Raw genomic sequence first — 21,772 nt, 5'->3', positions numbered from 1 at the left:
AGCTTATCGATCGGGTTATATAATAGGAGGATAAGCCCTTATATGTATGTATTTGTTAAAAAATGTCGGAATTTAGAGTGTTTTGTGAAAAAAACGTAAAAATATTTGTGATTTTTTAAAGTTTATAGAGGGTAATAGAGGGGGTATAACGAATAATATAGTTATAGCATGGAAGGAGGAGTGCCACATGATGAATTTCAACATCCGTGGTGAAAACATTAAAGTTACACCTGCAATGAGAGAATATACTGAGAAGAAGGTAAGTAAACTTGAAAGGTATTTCGATACTCCACCTAATACCGATGTTCATGTAAACATGAAGGTCTATAACGATCAACAAATGATTGAAGTAACCATCCCTATGCCAAACCTTCTACTTCGAGCAGAAGAAGAGCATCAGGATATGTATGCAGCAATTGATTTAGTTGTTGAGAAGCTTGAACGACAAATTCGCAAGCATAAAACAAAAGTTAATCGCAAATTCCGTCAGGAAGGTAGCGTTAAATATATGTTCCGCGATGAATTAAACCCTACAACAACAAGTGTTGCTGAAGCTGATATGGATGAGGATGACGATCTACAAGTAGTGAAAACAAAGCGTTTTACATTCAAGCCGATGGACGTTGAAGAAGCAATTCTTCAGATGGACATGCTTGGACACAGCTTTTTCGTTTTCTCAAACGCTGTTACAGGAAGCACAGGCGTTGTCTATCGTCGTAAAGATGGTAAATACGGACTGATTGAGCAAGATTAACGAATAAATAAACAAGGGCAGGGGTGATCACCCCTGCCCTTTAAATATGTGCTGAAGTTTGTTTTTTTATCTACATTAATATAGTTGTAAGAAGGCATGGTTTTTTACTTTCTTGTGCCTCTAGCAACTAATTGTTAAAATAACTACATAGTATAAAAAATTCTTAGTTTAGTTAGATATATGATAGCACTCTACTGACAACAAAAGAGGAGCGTTTTGATGAAAGGTTTATTACGAAAAATCATACCCAATGGCAATGAACGTCAGGTTAGTCGCTTACAGAAGATTGCAGATCAAGTAGAGACTTTCTCAGATGAAATGAAGAAGTTATCTGATGATCAGCTCCGTAACAAAACGGAAGAATACAAAGAACGGATTCAAAAAGGTGAAGATCTAGATAAAATGTTACCAGAAGTGTACGCTACCGTTCGCGAAGCATCTGAACGTGTTCTTGGTATGCGTCCATTTCCAGTACAAATTATGGGAGCGGCGTCTCTTCATGAAGGAAATATTGCTGAAATGAAAACAGGTGAAGGTAAAACCCTTAGTGCCACAATGCCTGTTTATCTTAATGCCTTAACTGGTAAAGGTGTACACGTTATTACGGTCAACGAATATCTTGCGAAGCGTGACGCTGAAGAAATGGGAGAACTTTACCACTATCTTGGTTTAACAGTTGGACTAAACATTAGCGGACTGTCAAAAGAAGAAAAAGCCGAAGCTTATGCTGCAGATATTACGTATGGAACAAACAATGAATTTGGTTTCGATTATTTGCGTGACAACATGGTCTTATATAAAGAAGAAATGGTTCAACGCCCTCTTCATTATGCCATCATTGATGAAGTTGACTCAGTGTTAATTGATGAAGCAAGAACACCCCTTATTATTTCTGGGAGTGCTGAGAAGTCCACCACTTTATACATTCAAGCGAACCAATTTGTTAGAACACTAAAAGAAGAAGACGACTATAATGTTGATATCAAAACAAAGAACGTTCAATTAACGGAAGATGGGATTACGAAAGCAGAAAAATTCTTCGCTATTGAGAATTTATATGATTACAAACATGTACAACTAAACCACCATATTAATCAGGCGATGAAAGCTAATTTTATCATGCAACTCGATATGGACTATGTTGTTCAGGATGAGGAAGTTGTAATCGTTGATTCATTTACTGGACGTTTAATGGCGGGACGTCGCTATAGCGATGGACTTCATCAAGCGATTGAAGCGAAGGAAGGTCTTGTAATCCAACGTGAAAGTATGACGCTAGCTACGATTACATTCCAAAACTATTTTAGAATGTATGAAAAGCTTTCTGGTATGACAGGTACAGCCAAAACCGAGGAAGAAGAATTCCGGAATATCTACAATATGAACGTTATTGCGATTCCTACGAATAAGCCAATTGCTCGTATGGACTATCCTGATCTCGTTTATAAATCCACTAACGGTAAATTCCAGGCACTCTCTAGAGAAATTGAAGAGCGTCATAAGCATGGACAACCCATTCTTGTTGGTACAGTGGCGGTAGAAACATCTGAGTTGATTTCGCAATTCCTAAAGAAACGCGGAATTCCTCACAATATACTAAACGCCAAAAACCATGCTCGTGAAGCGGAAATTATTGAATCTGCTGGTCAAAAAGGTGCGGTAACGATCGCGACAAACATGGCTGGACGTGGTACAGATATTAAATTAGGAACAGGTGTACTTGATCTTGGAGGCCTCTTTATCTTAGGTACGGAACGTCATGAAAGCCGAAGAATAGATAACCAGCTTCGCGGACGTTCAGGACGTCAAGGGGACCCAGGTGAATCAAGGTTCTATATTTCTATGGAAGATGAGCTAATGAGAAGGTTTGGCTCGGATAATATGATGAACATGATGAACCGTCTCGGGATGGAAGAGGATCAGCCGATTGAATCCAAGCTTGTATCAAGAGCAGTGGAGTCAGCACAAAAACGCGTCGAAGGTAATAACTATGATGCTCGTAAGCAGCTTCTTCAATATGATGATGTGATGAGACAACAGCGCGAGATCATTTATGCTCAACGTGCAGAAGTACTTGAATCAGATAATTTACGTGAAATTGTCGAAACGATGCTGACTTCTGTTATTACACGTATCGTTGATGCTCATACAGGTGATGAGGATATTCAAGAAGAGTGGGATCATCAAGCAATTATTGATCACGCGAAAGGTATCTTCCTTCAAGAAGGCCAGGTAACAGTGAAAGATATCAAAGGCCTTGATAAGGAAGAAATCGTAGAACTTCTTGTTGAGAAAATGAAAGTAAATTACGATGAAAAAGAAGCTGCATTCGAACCGGAACGCATGCGTGAATTCGAAAAAGTTATTCTTCTGCGCAGTGTTGATCGTAAATGGATGGATCACATTGATGCAATGGATCAGCTTCGTCAGGGAATTCACTTGCGCGCTTACGGACAAAATGATCCTTTACGCGAGTATCAATTTGAAGGATTTGAAATGTTCGAGGACATGGTTACAGAGATAGAAGAAGAAGTCTCTACCTATATTATGAGAGCTCAGATTGAAAGTAATCTAAAGCGAGAAAAAGTAGCAGAAGGCAAAGCCGTTAATCCAAAAGAAGAAGGAAGCTCGAAGCCAAAACCTGTTAAGAAAAAGCAGGATATTGGACGAAATGATCCTTGTCCTTGTGGTAGTGGCAAGAAATATAAGAATTGTCACGGCAAAGCAGAATAATGCCGGGCAGGTGTTCAAAGCTGAACACCTGCTTATTCTATGTAAAATAACGAAAAACTTGAGGTGCAGACGATGGAAATGCATGAAATTAGAAGCGAACTAAACACAATTGAAACACGATTAAACGACTTTAGGGGGTCTCTTTGACCTCGAAAATAAAAGAGCCCGTATCGATGAATTAGACATTCAAATGACTGATCCAGATTTCTGGAATGATCAAAATGCCGCTCAAAAAGTGATCAATGAATCAAATTCTCTAAAAGAAGCTGTTAATGAGTTCGATTCTCTTCAAGAAGAATATGAGAACTTGGAAGTTTCTTATGAACTTGTGAAAGAAGAAAACGATCAGGAGTTATTTGAAGATCTTGAAGTAGAAATTAAAGATCTAAAAAAAGCAGTCAATCAATTTGAACTTACGCTTCTTCTAAGCGAAGAGCATGATAAAAATAATGCGATTCTTGAACTTCACCCGGGTGCTGGTGGTACAGAATCACAAGACTGGGCATCGATGCTTCTTAGAATGTATACGCGTTATGGTGAGAAAAAAGGATTTAAAGTTGAAACGCTTGATTACCTCCCTGGTGATGAAGCTGGTGTGAAAAGTGTTACGTTAAACTTTAAAGGTCATAATGCTTATGGGTATTTAAAAGCGGAAAAAGGAGTCCACCGCCTTGTTCGTATCTCACCATTTGACTCAAGCGGCAGACGTCATACTTCTTTTGTTTCTTGCGAAGTAATGCCTGAATTTAATGATGAAATTGAGATTGACATTCGCACAGAAGATTTGAAGATCGATACGTATCGTGCGAGTGGTGCTGGTGGTCAGCACATTAATACGACTGACTCTGCCGTTCGAATCACGCACCTTCCTACTAAAGTAGTTGTTAGTTGTCAGGGAGAACGTTCTCAGATTAAAAACCGAGAACAGGCCATGAAAATGTTGAAAGCAAAGCTATATCAATTGAAAATTGAAGAACAAGAAGCAGAGCTCGATGAGATCCGAGGCGAGCAGAAAGAAATTGGCTGGGGTAGTCAAATTCGATCTTATGTTTTCCATCCATATAGTATGGTAAAAGATCATCGTACAAATATGGAAGTTGGGAACACTCAATCTGTCATGGATGGCGATCTCGATCCATTTATTGATGCTTTTCTCCGTTCTCGTTTAAATGATTGAAACTAACTTCAAGCCTACCTGTAGAATCAGGTCGGCTTTTTTTATTTAAAGGCTATGTTAGTGTACGTTGTTTACTTTTCGGTCGTTTACCCTTTGTGATCACCAATCGCTTCTTCATGTTTCTGTCATAAATGGGGCAAAGTATAAAGGGAGAAAGAAGTGCTTCAACTTGATAACGCGCTGCTACAATGCGGTTTACACCCCATATGCCCGATGATATACTACTGAAGGCTTTTGCTTAGAAATGAGCAGTGACTTAAATCATAGAGGTAAGTGAGTGAATGCAGTTATGATAGCAACGTTAGCGAAATTTACAGCAAGAAAGGTTTCACCAGCACATAAGATACTTGAATATTTAAGCGTTATGGTAGGATCCGCCCTTGTGGCGATTGCCTTTAACCTTTTCCTACTCCCTAATAGCATAGCTTCTGGTGGGGTAAGCGGGATCAGTACCATTACAAAAGGAGTCTTTGATTGGAAACCGGCATATGTCCAGTGGGCTTTTAATATTCCATTGTTTATAAGTGGTTTAATCTTTCTGGGGAAAAAGTATGGTCCAAAAACCTTGGTCGGAACTCTCTTCTTACCTTTTGTCGTAAAATTGACAGAGAACGTAGAACCAGCGACAACAGATCCGTTATTAGGTGCCCTTTTCGGTGGTCTTGGAGTTGGGATTGGCCTTGGAATTGTATTCAGGGGAAAGGCCTCTACTGGAGGTACTGACCTTGCTGCACAAATTGTAAACAAGTATACAGGAGTTTCGCTCGGAACGTGTGTATTTATGATTGATGGCTTAATTGTCGTTGCTTCAGCGTTTGTGTTCAGCCTAGAAGAAGCACTTTATGCCCTTATTGCTATGTATCTAACAGGTAAAACAATTGATGTTGTTCAACTAGGATTGGGCTACTCGAAAATGGCTCTTATTATTTCAGATAAAGAAGAAGAGCTGCGTGAAGGAATCATCACTGTAATAGATCGAGGTGTGACAAGAATTTCAGGTCAGGGTGGATACACCAATGATAAGCGTCCCATCTTAATGGTTGTTGTTGCGCAAAATGAGGTTACAAAGCTAAAAGAGCTCGTGAAGGGGGTTGATCCTTCAGCATTTGTGATTGTATCCAACGCCACTGAAGTGCTAGGAGAAGGTTTTAAAAGAGAGTAAGCCGGCTATTGTAAATGAAAGTGAGCTCCATTAGAGGTGAGGTTTTTACTTTGTCCAATGGGTGGCAGTATATATGAGGAGTGAAGATAATGAAGAAGTGGATGGGGTTTCTGTTTGTAGTTGTTCTGATTTTTAGTTTAGCTGCATGTGGTGCGAGTAATAATGAAAATAGCAAGAATGAGGGCTCTTCAAAAGAAGGTAACTTAGAAAATGGGAATGCAGGCCAAGCTTCTGGTGAATATGATGCTAATGCCGCAGAAGCTACATATCAAACGAATTGCTTAAGCTGTCATGGAGACAACCTTGAGGGGAAAGTAGGGCCACAACTTTCAAATGTAGGCTCACGGTTATCGAAAGATGAGATTCTCTCTGTCATTCAAAACGGGAAAGGGCAAATGCCTGGGAATATTTTACGTGGAGATACGGAAGTGGAAGAAAACGTAGCAAGCTGGCTAGCGGATATGAAATAAGTAGAGAAGAAGCACTGAATAGTGCTTTTTTTATTGTCGTATTTTTGATTATAAACTTGGAAAAAGGAGGATGTAATATTACGAAGGAGAGAGGGTATCTCTTGTATTTCCCTTCTTGACAAAGTTAAGCATAGATAATTGTGTAATAATCTATTAGTTATTAATGTATTATTGCAGAAGATGTCAGATCAAGAGAGTCTTGAAATAAAAATGTAATAAAAATTTGTCTTAAAATAGCGAATTTGTTTGTTATAATATCTTCAGATGTAAAGGAACTAATCAAAAATAAAAACACCAATAATAAAACTAACTCCTAAGAATTTGCATCGAGAATTTAAGCAAGTAGGAAGTGGTACAGTTTGATCGAAATGAAAGATGTTTGGAAAACATACGACAATGGAATCAAAGCCATAAACGGTATCGATATTACAATTGATAAAGGTGAATTTGTCTACATAGTAGGACCAAGTGGCGCCGGTAAGTCAACATTTATGAGAATGATGTATCGGGAAGAAAAGCCTACAAGTGGAAAAATCGTAATTAATGGAAAAGATGTTGGCAAATTGAAGAGTAAGTACATCCCTAAGCTACGTCGCGAAATCGGCGTTGTTTTTCAGGACTTTAAACTTTTGCCAAGATTAACCGTTTATGAGAACGTCGCTTTTGCTCTTGAAGTCATCGAGGAAAGTAAAGCAAATACGCGCAAGCGAGTCATGGAAACGCTAAGTCTCGTTAATTTGAAAAACAAAGCAAGGTTCTTACCAGACGAACTTTCAGGTGGGGAACAGCAGAGGGTTTCAATAGCAAGAGCGATCGTCAATAACCCTCACATTCTGCTAACAGATGAGCCTACCGGGAATCTGGATCCAGAAACTGCATGGGGCATTATGGATTTACTAGATCAAATCAACAATCGCGGTACAACTGTTATTATGGCAACCCATAATAAGGATATTGTGAATACATTCAGAAAACGTGTTATTGCAATTGATGGCGGTATAGTTACCCGTGATGAAGCAAGAGGTGAGTACGGGTATGAAAATTAAAACGTTTGGTCGCCACGGAAAAGAAGGTTTCAAAAATCTTGGTCGAAATGGCTGGATGACCTTCGCTTCGATTTCTGCGGTTACCGTTACACTACTTTTAGTCGGCGTTTGTCTCGCATTGCTTCTTAATTTAAATGCTTTTGGTGATCAGCTTGAAAGTGATGTTGAAATCAGCGCATTTATTGATTTAACGGCTCAGCAAGAACAGCAAGATGAACTTAAGTCTAGGATCGAGAACATTTCTGAAGTGGAATCTGTTACTTATCAATCTAAAGAAGAAGGATTGGATAATTTAATTGATAACCTTGGGGATGAAGGTGAAGTGTTCGAGTCATTAAGAGAAGAAAATCCTTTAAGTGACGCATTCCTGGTCAAAACCAAAGATCCTAAGAATGTAACGGCAGTGGCTGAAGAGATTAAGCAGCTAGAAAATGTACAAGATGTTGAGTTTGCAGAAGATACGGTGAACAGACTTTTTAAAGTTCTTGAGATCGCACGAAATGTTGGACTGGCCCTTGTGGTTGGATTACTATTTACAGCCATGTTCCTCATTTCTAATACTATTAAACTAACAATTGTTGCCAGAAGTCATGAAATTGAAATTATGAAGCTAGTGGGAGCAACGAACTGGTTCATTCGATGGCCATTCCTAGTAGAGGGTATCCTAATTGGGATTTTCGGCTCGATTATCCCAATTGGAATTCTAATCTACGGCTATTACTATTTAATTGAATTAATAGCAAATCGTTTCCCAACTTTATTCATCGATTTACTACCGGTAACACCGTTTGTTTACCAGCTATCAGGGTTGTTAATTATCCTCGGTGTGATTATCGGAGTATGGGGAAGTCTTACATCAATGCGTAAATTCTTAAAAGTTTAAAATGAAAATTAAGAGATAAATAGATTCATCTATTTTGGGGGAGGAACAAAGATTGAAGCGTAAAATATTAGCAACGGCTCTAACATTGACTCTAGGTTTAAGCGGACTAACAACTGCAGCACTTCCACAAACGACTGAAGCCGCAAATCTTGATGATCAACTTAATAATGTCAAAGAAAAGCAGTCTTCAAACCAGGAAGAGCTTGAGCAAAAGGAATCTGAACTTGCGGACGTGAAAGCAGAGCAAGAAGATGTTCGAGCAGAAATTGAACAGTTAAACAAAGAAGTAGCTGAAACGGATGAGAAGATTTCAGTGAAAGAGAAGGAAATTAAAGATACAAATGCTGAAATTGATCAGTTGAAAGAAGAAATTAGCGCTTTAGAAGACCGTATTGCTGAGCGTGATAAGTTATTGAAAGATCGCATTCGCTCTATGCAACAAAACGGTGGCGGAACAGTTGATTACATGGAAGTTTTACTTGGTGCTACTGATTTTGGTGATCTAGTAGAACGCGTTCTTGCTCTTAATACAATCGCTGATCAAGACAAAAAGATTCTTGAAGAGCATAAAGCGGACAAGCAGGCAGTAGAAGAAAAGAAAGCTCAAGTAGAAGAGAAACTTGCCTCTCTTGAAGAGAATAAAGCAGAGCTTGAAGATCTTAAAAAAGAGCTTGATTCTAAAAAAGCACAAAAAGATAAGCTAATGAAGTCCCTTGAAGAAGAAGAAGGCGATCTTCATAATCATATGATGGACTTAAATGAAACTGCTGAACTTCTAGCAGCTCAAGAAAAAGCAGTAAAGCAAGAGATTAAGCGTGCTGAAGAAGCAGCTCGTAAAGCTGAAGAAGAGCGTAAAGCCGCAGCTAAAGCGGCAAAAGAAAAAGCTGAAGCTGAAGCACAAGCGAAAAAGGAAGCAGCGGCAAGCTCAAGCAAGTCTAGCAGTTCAAATAGTTCAAGCAGTTCAAATTCAGCACCGGCGCCAACTCCTGAGCCAGCACCAGCGCCTTCTAGTAACGCAACATTCATTAAGCCTGCTGCTGGTCCAATTACATCTGGATTAGGCCGCCGCTGGGGAACGTTCCACGCAGGAATTGATATTGCTCAAGGTGGTCAAAACCCAGTATCAGCTGCTGCAGATGGAACAGTATTAAAATCTTATCATTCAGATTCATACGGTAATGTAGTATTCTTGACGCATAGTATCAATGGTCAAATGTACACAACAGTGTATGCTCATTTGCAAAATCGCGCAGTTTCTACAGGTCAGTCAGTAAGTCAGGGAACTTACCTTGGTACAATGGGGAATACTGGTCATTCAACTGGACAACATTTACACTTTGAAATTCACAAAGGTTCATGGAACTCTAGTAAGTCAAATGCTGTTGACCCAATGAATTACATTCGATAATTAGATGAGCCTCGCTTCAATGGGCTTTCCCCCTCACAATTTGAGATGGAAACATAATGAAAACAACTGAATCATATAGTACAATAAGATGAAAAGGCATCGCATCGTTATGATGGGGTGCCTTTTCCTTCAAATTAGAAGAGGTGAGTACAATGAAGATACAGGGGAAAGTTGTCGCTTTACTTGTCGTGATCGCCCTCGTAATCGGTTCAGGTGGTACATACGCGGCCTTCACTTTATTACAGGACGAGCCTGAAGGGAGCACTCAATCTTTAACTCTTGGTTCCGGTAATGAAATAGAGACAGAAGAGCTAACGAAAATTAACAAAGCTTATGAATTAATCCAGGATCGCTATGTAAATGATGTCGATCAAAAAGAGTTGTTAGATGGAGCTATTAAAGGAATGGTAGATACTCTTGAAGATCCCTACTCAGTCTATATGGACCCTAAAACAGCCGAGCAATTTAGCCAATCTCTTGGTTCTTCCTTTGAGGGAATCGGGGCGGAAGTGAATATGACTGAGGGAAGAGTAACGATAGTGTCACCTTATAAAGATTCACCTGCTGAGAAAGCAGGCCTCCGTCCGAATGATAAAATCATGACGATCGACGGTGAAAGCACAGAAGGACTTGATTTGTATGATGCCGTATTAAAGATTCGTGGGGAGAAAGGCACGGTTGTCACGCTCGGCGTTCAACGCCCAGGCGCTTCAGAGACTATGAAGGTAGAAGTGACGCGTGATGAGATTCCTATCGAAACGGTCCGTGCAAGTACGGTAAAAGAAAACGGAAAAACAATCGGTGTCTTGCAAATCACTTCATTCTCAGAGGATACAGCTAAAAGCTTCTCAGAAGAGTTGACTAAATTAGAAAAACAGGACATTGATGGTTTGGTACTTGACGTTCGTAATAATCCAGGAGGCCTGTTAAATGTTGTTTCGGATATGGCGGAAGAACTGATTCCTAATGACAAACCTTACGTTCAAATTGAAGATCGTGAAGGAGAGAAACAGCGTTCTGTTTCTACTCTTGAAGAGAAAAAAGATTATCCTGTCGTAGGACTTATTGATCGTGGGAGTGCATCTGCTGCAGAAATTCTTGCCGGAGCGCTTAAAGAAGCAGGCGATTATGATTTAGTCGGTGAAACGTCATTTGGTAAAGGAACGGTTCAATCAACGCTAGACCTTGGAGATGGCAGTAATATTAAGCTGACAATGTTTAAATGGTTAACACCAGATGGCAACTGGATTCATAAAGAAGGAATTGAGCCAACGGTTGAAGCAAAGCAGCCTGATTACTTCTATGTAAATCCATTATCTACTGAAAAGACGTTAGAATTTGATCAGAACAGCGAGCAAGTAGAGTCTGCGCAAATCATGCTCAAAGGCCTTGGTTTTGAACCGGGACGCAAAGACGGTTATTTTAGTGATAAAACAGTTACAGCAGTAAAAGCTTTCCAACGTTCGAATGATATAAATATTACTGGGAAAATAGATGAAAAAACTGCGCAGAAACTTCAGGAAAAAATTATTGATTCCATTCGCAATCCTGATAACGATGTGCAGCTTAAGACAGCGGTGGAGCTCCTTGCTAAATAATTTCAAGAAGGAAATGAACTGTTGATGTCGAAGCTATTCCGCAGGAAATCCTGCGGAATTTTTTTCGACCATGATAAGCACGTTGAACAAGTAGAAGACATTTTCAAAATGAGGTAAACTAGATTGGTTGTCTCATGATTATTTGGCAATGTTAGGGTATTTTCGATAATTCTCTCATGACAGAGTGGAACATTCATATAACATAGCCAGTCATTTAGTAACTGCTAACAAGCATGGAGGAATATAAAATGGACACTTTTGGCCTTTCAATACTTAAGGGAATTATTAGTTTTTTCCTTCATCCCCTCACGTATATTACGATTATTGGAGCATTTATGCTCGGCCTTTCACGAGTAAAACGTGATAGAAGAGATTTTCACACAAGAGTACATGATGTTTTGGACGATGTTCCATTTGCTATCATACCTGGATTATTGATTGGAGCCGCTTTTCTAATACTTAATCTTTTGCTTGGTTTAACGATTCCTTTCAGTACCACCGTAGCAATGAGTCTCGGAGCATTTTTGCTTTTAGTAACAGGACAAATTCGTTTTTTATCACCTGCTTTTGTGTTCATCTTACCTACACTAGCAACGTTTTTTTATACTCCAATCGATCTCGGTAACGATACTCTCAATACGATGCAAGAGGGGATCGGGAATGCATCGCCGATTGCGCTCGCTATTTTAGTTGGCTTTCTAGTATTCATGGAAGGGTTATTCATTACGATGAATGCCGGGAAACAGACGTCACCAAGACTCGTAGAAAGTAAACGTGGAAAGTTAGTGGGGGCCCATGAAGTCCAAAGACTATGGCTTTTACCACTATTCCTCTTCCTTCCAGTCGGTCAGGTTGAATCATTTACATGGTGGCCTCTTCTTGATTTTGGTGCTGGCACCTATGCCTTTATCTTATTGCCATATCCAATTGGCTTTCGAAAGCTTATACACCATGCATTACCCCTTCCAGAGATGAAGAGTAATGGTAGGCAGGTTGCTCTTCTCGGGGGAGCGACGGTCTTAATTGGTCTAATGAGTTACTTTTTGAGTAATAAATGGATTGCATTAGTTGCAATCATTCTAGTGATTCTTGGACGAGCTGGTATTTTACTTCTTCATCGAGGTAAAAATAAGCCTGCCTATTTCAATGAACGAAATAAAGGACTTGTTATTCTCGGAATTCTCCCTGGCTCACCTGCAGATCAAATGAACTTACAAGTTGGCGAAGTCATTTCTAAGGTGAATGGGCTACCTTTAGGAAAAGGTGTGGATTTTTATACGGCTCTTCAACGTAATGCCGCTTTTTGTAAAATGGAAGTGCTTGATGTTAATGGAGAAGTTAGGTTTGAGCAAAAAGCGCTTTATAATAATACTCATCATGAGCTTGGTTTGCTATTTGTAAAAGAAAATCGTTTTGAGGAGCAAGAGGAAGCACAATAATAAACGAATCGTTAGAAGAAGGCTGAGGCTTTCTTCTTTTTTGTTATGCTATTTTTCGTTAAATAGCAAAAGTTATGTTTCTCTTTGTCACTTATAGAATTAAACCTATTTCAACAATAAAGTTGTACTTGTTTCTATGCCATTTAGTTATAGGTTCTATTCAAGAAATATATGGAAGTTAGAAAACCGTTTCATCCCTTGGATGATTGCGTTTACAGTGTTTTTCTATGTCTTGTATGTTAGCAAAACGCTTGCTACACTTTGATCATTCTTAACGTAAAGGAGCATGTCGCAATGACTGGAGAAAAGCAGTTGCAGCAACAATTAATGGATCTTAATGAAAGAGAAATGAAGTTGCTTCAAAAGTTTGAAATAGAGCGTGAGACAATTATGAATCAAATGCACGGTAGCGCGTCTGTCGTTACAAGAGCTCCAATTTCCGAAATCGTAGAAACCCTTGAACGTTCTCAAGTGGCGATGGGGCCGCTTTATCTGACAGATCTACTAGAGAAGCATTATAGAATCACTATTTCAAAGTCATCCCTTTTTAATATCCTTGAAATGCTCGCAGAGTCAAAAGATTATCCTATTACTCGGATTAGTGAAAAAGGATTTAAATATAGTAAATAAACTATAAAGGGTTGAATTTTGTCATTTGTTACTAACAACACAGATTTACTCGATTAGGGTAGTGTATTAGCAGAGCCATTAAGAAAGAAAAGGTGATTAGAATGGACAATGTATTCGAAGATACAAATATGAAGTCTACCAATGAGTCAAGAACGGCTAAAGCAACCGTAGTCAATCCGACTCATACAAATATTCATGGAACATTATTTGGGGGTCAACTGATGGCCTTCATTGATGACGTTGCTCTTATTTCAGCAACTCGTCATTCAAGAAGACCCTGTGTAACAGCATCAACTGATTCAGTGGATTTTCTTCATCCGATTAATCAAGGAGACATTGTTTGTCTTGAATCCATGGTGACGTGGACACACAAAACATCAATGGAGGTTTTTGTTAAAGCAATTGCAGAGAAAATGTTCACTGGTGAACGTCACGTATGTGCGACTGCGCTGTTAACATTTGTAGCCCTTGATGAAGAAGGAAATCCAGTTGAGGTACCAGGTGTTTACCCTGAAACAGAAGAGGAGAAATTCTTGAATGAAACAGCTGTTGAACGAAAAGAGATTCGTAAAGGTCGCAAAGGTGAAAGTAGAAAGCTAGCTCGTGAATTTGGAACTCCAAAGCCCTGGGATGCAGCTCAGTTTACTACATTGTAAAGTCGTTTCTTATCCTATGTGATAAGAAACGACTTTACAATGATGAGTTTTCTTTTCTGATCATAGCATTCTCTCCCTAACTTGTTGTAAGATGGGGGGAGAAGTTGTGATTAGAGAGGGGAACTTACCAGTATGCAAGGAATATTAATTGCTTTATTCGTTCCGGCAATTATCATGGTCGTGTTTACGCGAGTTACATATAATACTTACGTTAGTTTCGGGTTAACGATTTTATTTATGTGGGCTGTGTTTGGTGGAATCGATCATCCGATACATTTGATTGTCTTAACGATTTTGTCAGCGCTTGTTGGATTTTATTTTTCAATGAAAACACAAAAACAAAATAAGAAAAAAATGAAGTAGCGCCTATTTTAAAAAGAATAGGCGCTTCTTTTTCGTCCAATACTGGTAAATGAAGAGACACATTAGGCAAATAATATAGAGAAATAGAATGAGTAGGCCTGAAATCGACTGATGGAATAGCTGTAATAGAATACTAACTAACGTAAAAAAGTAAAGAATGCCAAGAAGATTTTTTAATGTGGTTTCAGTGAAAGAATCTGTCATTCCTGCTCCGATTCTAGCTCCAATGATCGCTCCAATCACTAAGAGAATGGCAAGGGTGATCGGAATGGTAACCGTTTGAATATATGAGAAGAAACCGGTCAATACAATGAAGAAGATGGAAGTTAAAGATGTACCCACTGCAAGTCGTGGCGGAAGACGTAGTACATGAATTAATAGTGGTACCATGACAAAACCGCCCCCCACTCCAAGAGTAGAAGAAATAAATCCGCCTAGTAAGCCGATTAAAATTGTTCGAAGAGGGGAAACAGAAATAGAAACATTTTCTTCATCTATAGTTTGTCCTTTGGAAAGCATGGATATGGAAAAGTATGCGAGAAGAACGATATATAAGATTGAGATAACTGGACCATCGATTTTGCTCTCTTCCAAATATAAGACAAGTGGTTTAGCAACCTGTGTTCCGATCATGCCACTAATCGATAGAAAAAGAGTCACTTTCCATAGAATTCTTTTACTTTGAATATACTTCAAAGATCCAGAAATCGAAGTGCTCATGCTATAAAGAAGGCTAATGGTGATTGCTGTTGCAGGTGAATAACCAAGTAACAAAAGAATAGGTGTGAGGAGAAATCCCCCGCCTACGCCAAAAAATCCTGAGACAGCACCGATTGAGAGGCCAAGTGGTAAAGCCCATAAAAGCAGCAATGTTAAAACTCCTTTGTAGTAAAACTTAGTACTGCGTGAATTCCGCTACACTGTGAATCAACCTTTAACAGCATACAATAGTTTTGTATGAAGAGAAAGATAACCTTGAAAATAAAATGCGAATATCAGTTCGCTTTAATTGAAGTTTAAACCATATTCTGTGATATAATAAGTGACATGGATGATAGGAACGGAGGCGAAGATGGTGGAAAAAAAGTTCGAGTTGGTATCTGATTATGAGCCTCAAGGCGACCAGCCTGAAGCCATTAAGAAACTTGTACAAGGTGTTCATAATAATGAACGCCACCAAACGTTGCTCGGCGCAACAGGAACTGGTAAAACGTTCACAATGTCTAACGTGATACAAGAGGTGAATAAACCGACCCTCATTATTGCGCACAATAAAACGCTTGCTGGTCAATTATATAGTGAATTTAAGGAGTACTTTCCGCATAACGCTGTGGAATATTTTGTAAGCTATTATGATTATTATCAACCAGAAGCGTACATACCTCAATCGGATACATTCATCGAAAAAGATGCAAGTATTAATGACGAAATAGATAAACTACGACATTCTGCAACATCAAGTTTGTTTGAGCGTAATGACGTCATTATTGTAGCAAGTGTTTCTTGTATTTATGGTCTTGGTAATCCAGAGGAATACAGAAGTCTAGTACTTTCAATTCGAAAAGGAATGGAAAAAGATCGTGATCAACTGTTGCGCGATATGGTCGATATTCAATATTCCCGGAATGATATTAATTTCACACGTGGTACGTTCCGCGTTAGAGGAGACGTTGTGGAAATTTTCCCTGTCTCACGAGATGAACACTGTATTCGCGTCGAATTTTTTGGAGATGAAATTGATCGAATTACTGAAGTGAATTCCCTAACAGGTGAAATTCTTGGAGAAAGAGAGCACGTGGCTATATTCCCGGCTTCCCACTTCGTTACCCGTGAAGAAAAGTTAAAAATCGCGATACAGCGAATTGAAGCTGAGCTTGAAGAGAGACTGAAGATTTTAAATGAAGAAGGCAAACTTCTTGAAGCTCAGCGTCTTGAACAGCGAACGAGATACGATATTGAAATGATGGCTGAAATGGGCTTTTGTTCAGGAATTGAAAACTATTCTAGACATTTGACACTAAGAGAAGCAGGAGCAACGCCATATACATTAATGGACTACTTTCCAGATGATTTCTTAATTATGGTTGATGAATCTCACGTTACGCTTCCCCAAGTAAGAGGAATGTACAATGGAGATCAGGCAAGAAAAGGTGTGCTAGTGGATCATGGCTTCCGCTTACTATCAGCAAAAGACAATCGCCCTCTTCGTTTTGAAGAATTTGAAGAGAAGGCTCATCAATTTGTTTATGTATCTGCAACGCCAGGGACCTATGAAGAAGAGCATTCAACCAAAGTCGTCGAACAAATTATTCGCCCAACCGGTCTTCTTGATCCGACGATTGAAATTCGTCCAATCGAAGGTCAGATTGATGACCTATTAGATGAAATCAATCAGCGGTCTGCACGTAATGAACGGGTACTTGTGACGACGCTCACGAAAAAGATGTCAGAGGATTTAACGGATTATTTGCTTGAAATGGGGGTAAAGGTACGATACCTTCACTCTGAAATAAAGACTCTCGAAAGAATTGAAATTATTCGTGATCTCCGATTAGGTGTATTTGATGTTCTTGTTGGTATTAACCTTCTAAGGGAAGGTCTCGATATCCCAGAAGTATCTCTTGTTACAATTTTAGATGCAGATAAGGAAGGGTTCTTACGATCTGAGCGTTCTTTAATTCAAACAATCGGACGTGCTGCTCGAAATTCAGGTGGCCATGTTATCTTGTATGCTGATAAAATCACCAATTCAATGGAAGTGGCAATGAATGAAACGAGTCGTAGAAGAGAAATTCAACAAGAATACAACGAAAAATACGGCATTACGCCTACAACAATTCAAAAGAAAGTGCGTGAAGGTATAAGAGCAACGGTTGCAGCTGAAGATGGAGAAGAATACAAGATTCCTAAGCAAGGTAAGATGACGAAGCAAGAGCGTGCTAAAGTGATTGAAAATGTGGAAACTGAAATGAAGGAAGCTGCACGAGAACTGAATTTCGAACGTGCTGCAGAACTTCGTGACCTACTATTAGAGCTTAAAGCGGAAGGATGACGAACAGATGGCAAACGATGAGATCGTCGTCAAAGGGGCCAGAGCCCATAATTTAAAAAATATAGATGTATCGATCCCAAGAGATAAGCTTGTTGTTGTAACAGGCTTGTCAGGATCAGGGAAATCATCTCTAGCATTTGATACGATTTATGCAGAAGGACAGAGACGGTATGTTGAATCGTTATCAGCATATGCAAGACAATTCCTTGGACAGATGGATAAGCCGGATGTAGATGCTATTGAAGGTCTGTCTCCCGCCATTTCCATTGATCAAAAGACAACGAGTCGTAACCCTCGTTCAACGGTTGGAACGGTAACCGAGATTTATGACTACCTCCGTCTCCTATTTGCAAGAATCGGACGTCCTGTTTGTCCACGTCATGGCGTAGAAATTACGTCACAGACGATCGAGCAAATGGTTGATCGGATACTGACTTATGAAGAGCGAACTAAGCTCCAAATTCTATCCCCAGTCGTTTCAGGTCGTAAAGGCGAACATGTGAAAGTATTAGAAGATATTAAGAAGCAAGGCTATGTTCGCGTACGAGTAGATGGAGAGATGATGGAAGTTGCGGATGAGATCTCGCTAGAAAAAAACAAGAAACATTCCATTGAAGTTGTGATTGATCGTATTGTAGTGAAAGAAGGCGTTCAATCAAGATTAGCAGATTCACTTGAAACCGCCCTTAATCTTGGTGGTGGCCAGGTGATCGTAGATGTGATGGGGCAGGAAGAGCTTCTTTTCAATCAGCATCATTCCTGTCCGTACTGTGGTTTTTCAATCGGGGAATTGGAGCCGAGATTATTTTCTTTTAACAGTCCATTTGGTGCTTGTCCTTCTTGTGACGGCTTAGGACTGAAACTTGAAGTGGATCTTGACCTAGTCATACCGGATTGGGACAAATCCCTTCGAGAACATGCCATTGCACCTTGGGAGCCGGTAAGTTCCAATTACTACCCGCAGCTACTTCAAAGTGTTTGTAATCATTTTGGAATTGATATGGATACCCCAGTAGACAAAATTCCTAGAGCACAGCTCGATAAAGTGCTTTATGGTAGCGATGGGGAAAAAGTTTACTTCCGTTATGAAAATGATTTTGGGCAGGTTCGTGAAAATAACGTTCCTTTTGAAGGAGTTATTCCAAACGTTGAACGACGCTATCGTGAAACTAGTTCTGATTATATCCGTGAGCAAATGGAAGCCTATATGGCACAAAAACCTTGTCCAACTTGTAAAGGTTATCGATTAAAGAAAGAAGCTCGCTCTGTCTTAATTAATGGGAAGCATATTGGCGAAGCAACGGAGTATGCGATTAAAGATGCTGCTGGCTTTTTTGATCAGTTAGATTTAACTGCAAAAGAAGCTACAATCGGGAAAATGATTTTACGAGAAATCCAGGATCGACTTGGCTTCCTTGTCAATGTTGGTTTGGATTATTTAACGCTTAACCGATCAGCTGGTACATTATCCGGTGGTGAAGCGCAGCGGATTAGACTTGCAACACAGGTTGGATCAAGATTAATGGGTGTACTGTATATATTGGATGAACCGTCTATCGGACTACATCAGCGTGATAACGATCGTTTAATATCAACGCTTCAGAACATGAGGGATCTTGGAAATACACTTATCGTTGTGGAGCATGATGAAGATACGATGTTAGCAGCAGATCATATTATTGATATTGGACCTGGTGCAGGAGCCCACGGTGGATATATTACGTCAGAAGGCTCGCCTGCTGAAATAATGGATGACCAGGATTCTTTAACAGGGGAATATTTATCAGGCAAGAAATTTATCCCTGTTCCGAGTGAGCGTCGAAAACCAGACGGTCGATATATTGAAATAGTAGGGGCAAAAGAAAATAATCTAAAAAACACTAAGGCGAAGATTCCAATTGGATTATTCACCTGTGTAACGGGTGTATCTGGCTCTGGTAAAAGTACACTTATTAATGAAATTTTATATAAGGCACTTGCTCAGAAACTCCATAAAGCAAAGGATAAACCAGGTGAGCATAAGAAAATAAATGGACTCGAGAATGTGGATAAAGTCATTGATATCGATCAGTCTCCAATTGGCCGCACGCCACGTTCAAATCCTGCAACATATACAGGAGTTTTTGATGACATTCGTGATGTTTTTGCACAAACAAATGAAGCGAAAGTTCGCGGGTATAAGAAGGGACGATTCAGCTTTAACGTCAAAGGTGGACGTTGTGAAGCCTGTCGTGGTGATGGGATTATTAAAATTGAAATGCACTTCTTGCCAGACGTTTATGTGCCGTGTGAAGTATGTCATGGCAAACGCTATAATCGTGAAACGCTTGAAATTGAATACAAGGGTATGAATATTGCCGATATTCTTGAGATGACGGTAGAAGATGGTCTAGATTTCTTTAAAAACATTCCAAAGATTAATCGTAAGCTACAAACGCTTTATGATGTCGGGTTAAGCTATATTAAATTAGGTCAGCCTGCAACAACCGTATCCGGTGGTGAAGCACAGCGTGTGAAGCTAGCTTCACAACTTTACAAACGTTCAACGGGTAAAACCCTATATATTCTTGATGAACCGACTACGGGATTACATGTAGACGATATTTCAAGGTTACTGGAAGTTTTACAGAGACTTGTTGAAAACGGTGATTCTGTCCTCATTATTGAGCATAATCTAGATGTCATCAAAACCGCTGATTACCTCATTGATCTTGGACCTGAAGGTGGCGACGGTGGTGGTGAAATCATTGCAACCGGCACACCAGAAAAAATTGTAAAAGAAGAGCGTTCCTATACGGGAAGTTACCTTGCCCCAATTCTAGAGCGTGATAAGAATCGGATGAAGAAAAGATTAGAACAAACACAGTCAGTATAATTGGAAAAGACAGCGATCGCTGTCTTTTCGTTTTTCTTTTTCATTTTTGAAACTTTCTTTTTGACGAATCGTATAGATAGTTAGAGAATATTGAAAGGGGAAGCAATTATGTCTGTTGAGAAAGTGATGTCCTCCCTTTGTTATTTTAGCGTTTTTTTCGCACCGTTTCTTTTCCCAATCATCGTTTATTTTGTGGTGAAGGATGAAGAAGTTTCTTACCATGCGAAGCGCTCGATTGTTTCTCATCTCCTTCCATTCCTCACTATCCTTCTTGCGTTAGTGGCTGTTTTTATGATGGATATAGGAGTTGTGATCATTTTAGGTTTTCTATTGTTTAGTTTACTAAATGTCATTGTGTTTGTTTGGAACATTGTCAAAGGTATTCAGGTTCTCCGCTGGTAATCGTACAGGGGTTCACACGAATTTAAAAAAGGAGATGTTTTGAATGAATGAAGAACGTAGAATGATTTTGAAAATGATTGAAGACGGTAAAATATCAGCTGATGAGGGTGCGAAACTGTTAAAAGCTCTTGGCACAAACGAAAAATCCGAAGAAACGAAGCAAGAGAAGTCTTCAGATTCTAACGCAGATCGGTCGGCTCCAGCATATAGAGTAGGTCAATTCGTTGAGTCGCTCATTCAAAAAGTAAAGGATATGGATCTTGATTTCAACTTTGGTTCTTCTGAAGAGGTTTCCCATGTTTTTGAACAATCAGAGGTTTCGACGGATACACTTGATGTTCATGTTCGAAATGGGGAAATTACATTTCAGACTTGGGACCGCAACGAAGTAAAAATTGATTGTCGCGCTAATGTTTACAGAGTGTCTAATCAGAAAGATGCCATGGATAAGCTTCTCCGTGAAACGTACTTTTCCGTTGATAATGATAAAGTAACTTTTAAATCAGAACGTGCCGATGTGAAAGTGAATTTAGTTATTTATGTTCCTGCAAAAGAATATCAAGGTGTATGGATAACGACCTTCAATGGTGACGTTACCGGTGAAGGAATGAACTCTGCGAAAGCGAAGTTAAAAACAGGGAATGGGAAAATTGGCATTCGAAAATCTACGGTGAAAGTGCTTGAAGCTGAGACCGGAAACGGCGCAATTTCTGTAGAAGATACAAATGGAGAAGTTTGTGAGCTCGAGACAGCAAACGGCCCAATTACAATTGATGGGACATTTGTTGAAGCGGATGCACAATCCATGAACGGAGCTATTCGTCATACTCTTACCAATCCAGTAAGCGGAAGTGCAGACCTTAAAACAGTAAACGGTACGATTCAAATTGTTGTGCCAAAGGGTATAAATATTAAAGGTGATCTAAAATCGACGATTGGAGCGATTACGACTGACCTTGATCATATGAGTATTATTCGCGAGAAGAAAGAAATTTCTCACCGATTGAAGAAGTTTAGAACAGAAGAAGAATCAGAACATAACTATCGAATTGAAGCCAATTCGACTGCTGGTTCGATTTCAGTGTCGTATCTTTAATGGCTCGAATAAGGTGTAATTAACAGTT

General features: G+C 39.4%; 18 protein-coding genes. 17 read left to right on the top strand and 1 reads right to left on the bottom strand.

What is annotated here, in order from left to right; all coding sequences use genetic code 11:
* The first annotated feature begins 190 nt into the window (after positions 1–190).
* From hpf to AC0VYJ_RS18615, 13 genes are all read left to right on the top strand, one after another.
* Positions 191–754 (top strand): ribosome hibernation-promoting factor, HPF/YfiA family, encoded by a 564-nt coding sequence (hpf, locus tag AC0VYJ_RS18675; protein ID WP_194218748.1) that lies wholly within the window; start codon positions 191–193, stop codon positions 752–754.
* Between the two features lie 219 nt (positions 755–973).
* Complete coding sequence (gene secA / locus AC0VYJ_RS18670) at positions 974–3,487, top strand: preprotein translocase subunit SecA (RefSeq protein WP_430245865.1); 2,514 nt, start codon at positions 974–976, stop codon at positions 3,485–3,487.
* A 72-nt stretch (positions 3,488–3,559) separates the two neighbouring features.
* A protein-coding gene (prfB, locus tag AC0VYJ_RS18665) for a peptide chain release factor 2 (RefSeq protein WP_430245867.1) occupies positions 3,560–4,664 on the top strand; the annotation gives its coding sequence in 2 pieces (ribosomal slippage) (positions 3,560–3,631 and positions 3,633–4,664; 1,104 coding nt in all).
* Between the two features lie 289 nt (positions 4,665–4,953).
* A complete protein-coding gene (locus AC0VYJ_RS18660) occupies positions 4,954–5,826 on the top strand; it encodes a YitT family protein (protein WP_303534350.1) in 873 nt (290 codons plus the stop codon).
* Positions 5,827–5,915: 89 nt separating this feature from the next.
* Complete coding sequence (locus AC0VYJ_RS18655) at positions 5,916–6,296, top strand: c-type cytochrome (protein ID WP_430245869.1); 381 nt, start codon at positions 5,916–5,918, stop codon at positions 6,294–6,296.
* A 359-nt stretch (positions 6,297–6,655) separates the two neighbouring features.
* Positions 6,656–7,342, top strand: a complete 687-nt coding sequence (ftsE, locus tag AC0VYJ_RS18650) for a cell division ATP-binding protein FtsE (protein ID WP_430245871.1) — start codon at positions 6,656–6,658, stop codon at positions 7,340–7,342.
* A complete protein-coding gene (ftsX, locus tag AC0VYJ_RS18645; RefSeq protein ID WP_430245873.1) occupies positions 7,332–8,225 on the top strand; it encodes a permease-like cell division protein FtsX in 894 nt (297 codons plus the stop codon). The genes ftsE and ftsX overlap by 11 nt, the downstream gene beginning before the upstream one ends.
* A 52-nt stretch (positions 8,226–8,277) precedes the next feature.
* Positions 8,278–9,633 (top strand): murein hydrolase activator EnvC family protein, encoded by a 1,356-nt coding sequence (locus AC0VYJ_RS18640; RefSeq protein WP_430245875.1) that lies wholly within the window; start codon positions 8,278–8,280, stop codon positions 9,631–9,633.
* A gap of 158 nt (positions 9,634–9,791) precedes the next feature.
* Positions 9,792–11,231, top strand: a complete 1,440-nt coding sequence (locus tag AC0VYJ_RS18635; protein WP_475367521.1) for a S41 family peptidase — start codon at positions 9,792–9,794, stop codon at positions 11,229–11,231.
* A 248-nt stretch (positions 11,232–11,479) separates the two neighbouring features.
* Complete coding sequence (locus tag AC0VYJ_RS18630; RefSeq protein WP_475365856.1) at positions 11,480–12,670, top strand: PDZ domain-containing protein; 1,191 nt, start codon at positions 11,480–11,482, stop codon at positions 12,668–12,670.
* 294 nt (positions 12,671–12,964) lie between these two features.
* On the top strand, positions 12,965–13,300 hold the full coding sequence (locus AC0VYJ_RS18625) for a hypothetical protein (RefSeq protein WP_226615289.1): 336 nt from the start codon (positions 12,965–12,967) through the stop codon (positions 13,298–13,300).
* Between the two features lie 128 nt (positions 13,301–13,428).
* A complete protein-coding gene (locus AC0VYJ_RS18620; protein ID WP_194219583.1) occupies positions 13,429–13,956 on the top strand; it encodes an acyl-CoA thioesterase in 528 nt (175 codons plus the stop codon).
* Positions 13,957–14,088: 132 nt separating this feature from the next.
* Entirely contained in the window at positions 14,089–14,319 is a 231-nt protein-coding gene (locus AC0VYJ_RS18615; protein ID WP_430244947.1) for a DUF2198 family protein, read from the top strand.
* 3 nt (positions 14,320–14,322) lie between these two features.
* Here AC0VYJ_RS18615 and AC0VYJ_RS18610 read toward each other — a convergent pair whose 3' ends face one another.
* Positions 14,323–15,189 (bottom strand): sulfite exporter TauE/SafE family protein, encoded by an 867-nt coding sequence (locus AC0VYJ_RS18610; RefSeq protein ID WP_194218758.1) that lies wholly within the window; start codon positions 15,187–15,189, stop codon positions 14,323–14,325.
* Positions 15,190–15,394: 205 nt separating this feature from the next.
* Here AC0VYJ_RS18610 and uvrB point away from each other — a divergent pair, with 205 nt between their 5' ends.
* From uvrB to AC0VYJ_RS18590, 4 genes are all read left to right on the top strand, one after another.
* On the top strand, positions 15,395–17,371 hold the full coding sequence (gene uvrB, locus AC0VYJ_RS18605; RefSeq protein ID WP_475365855.1) for an excinuclease ABC subunit UvrB: 1,977 nt from the start codon (positions 15,395–15,397) through the stop codon (positions 17,369–17,371).
* Between the two features lie 7 nt (positions 17,372–17,378).
* A complete protein-coding gene (gene uvrA, locus AC0VYJ_RS18600; protein ID WP_430244940.1) occupies positions 17,379–20,246 on the top strand; it encodes an excinuclease ABC subunit UvrA in 2,868 nt (955 codons plus the stop codon).
* A 108-nt stretch (positions 20,247–20,354) separates the two neighbouring features.
* Entirely contained in the window at positions 20,355–20,648 is a 294-nt protein-coding gene (locus AC0VYJ_RS18595; protein WP_194218760.1) for a magnetosome magnetite crystal formation protein family, read from the top strand.
* 43 nt (positions 20,649–20,691) lie between these two features.
* Positions 20,692–21,744 (top strand): DUF4097 family beta strand repeat-containing protein, encoded by a 1,053-nt coding sequence (locus AC0VYJ_RS18590; protein WP_475365854.1) that lies wholly within the window; start codon positions 20,692–20,694, stop codon positions 21,742–21,744.
* The last annotated feature ends 28 nt before the right edge of the window (positions 21,745–21,772 follow it).

This window comes from Anaerobacillus sp. 63XJN7_5_ISO-PGPR-S23-430 (assembly GCF_056173695.1).
The sequence above is the reverse complement of the archived record's forward strand: the minus strand, read 5'-3'. Positions and strand labels throughout refer to the sequence as shown.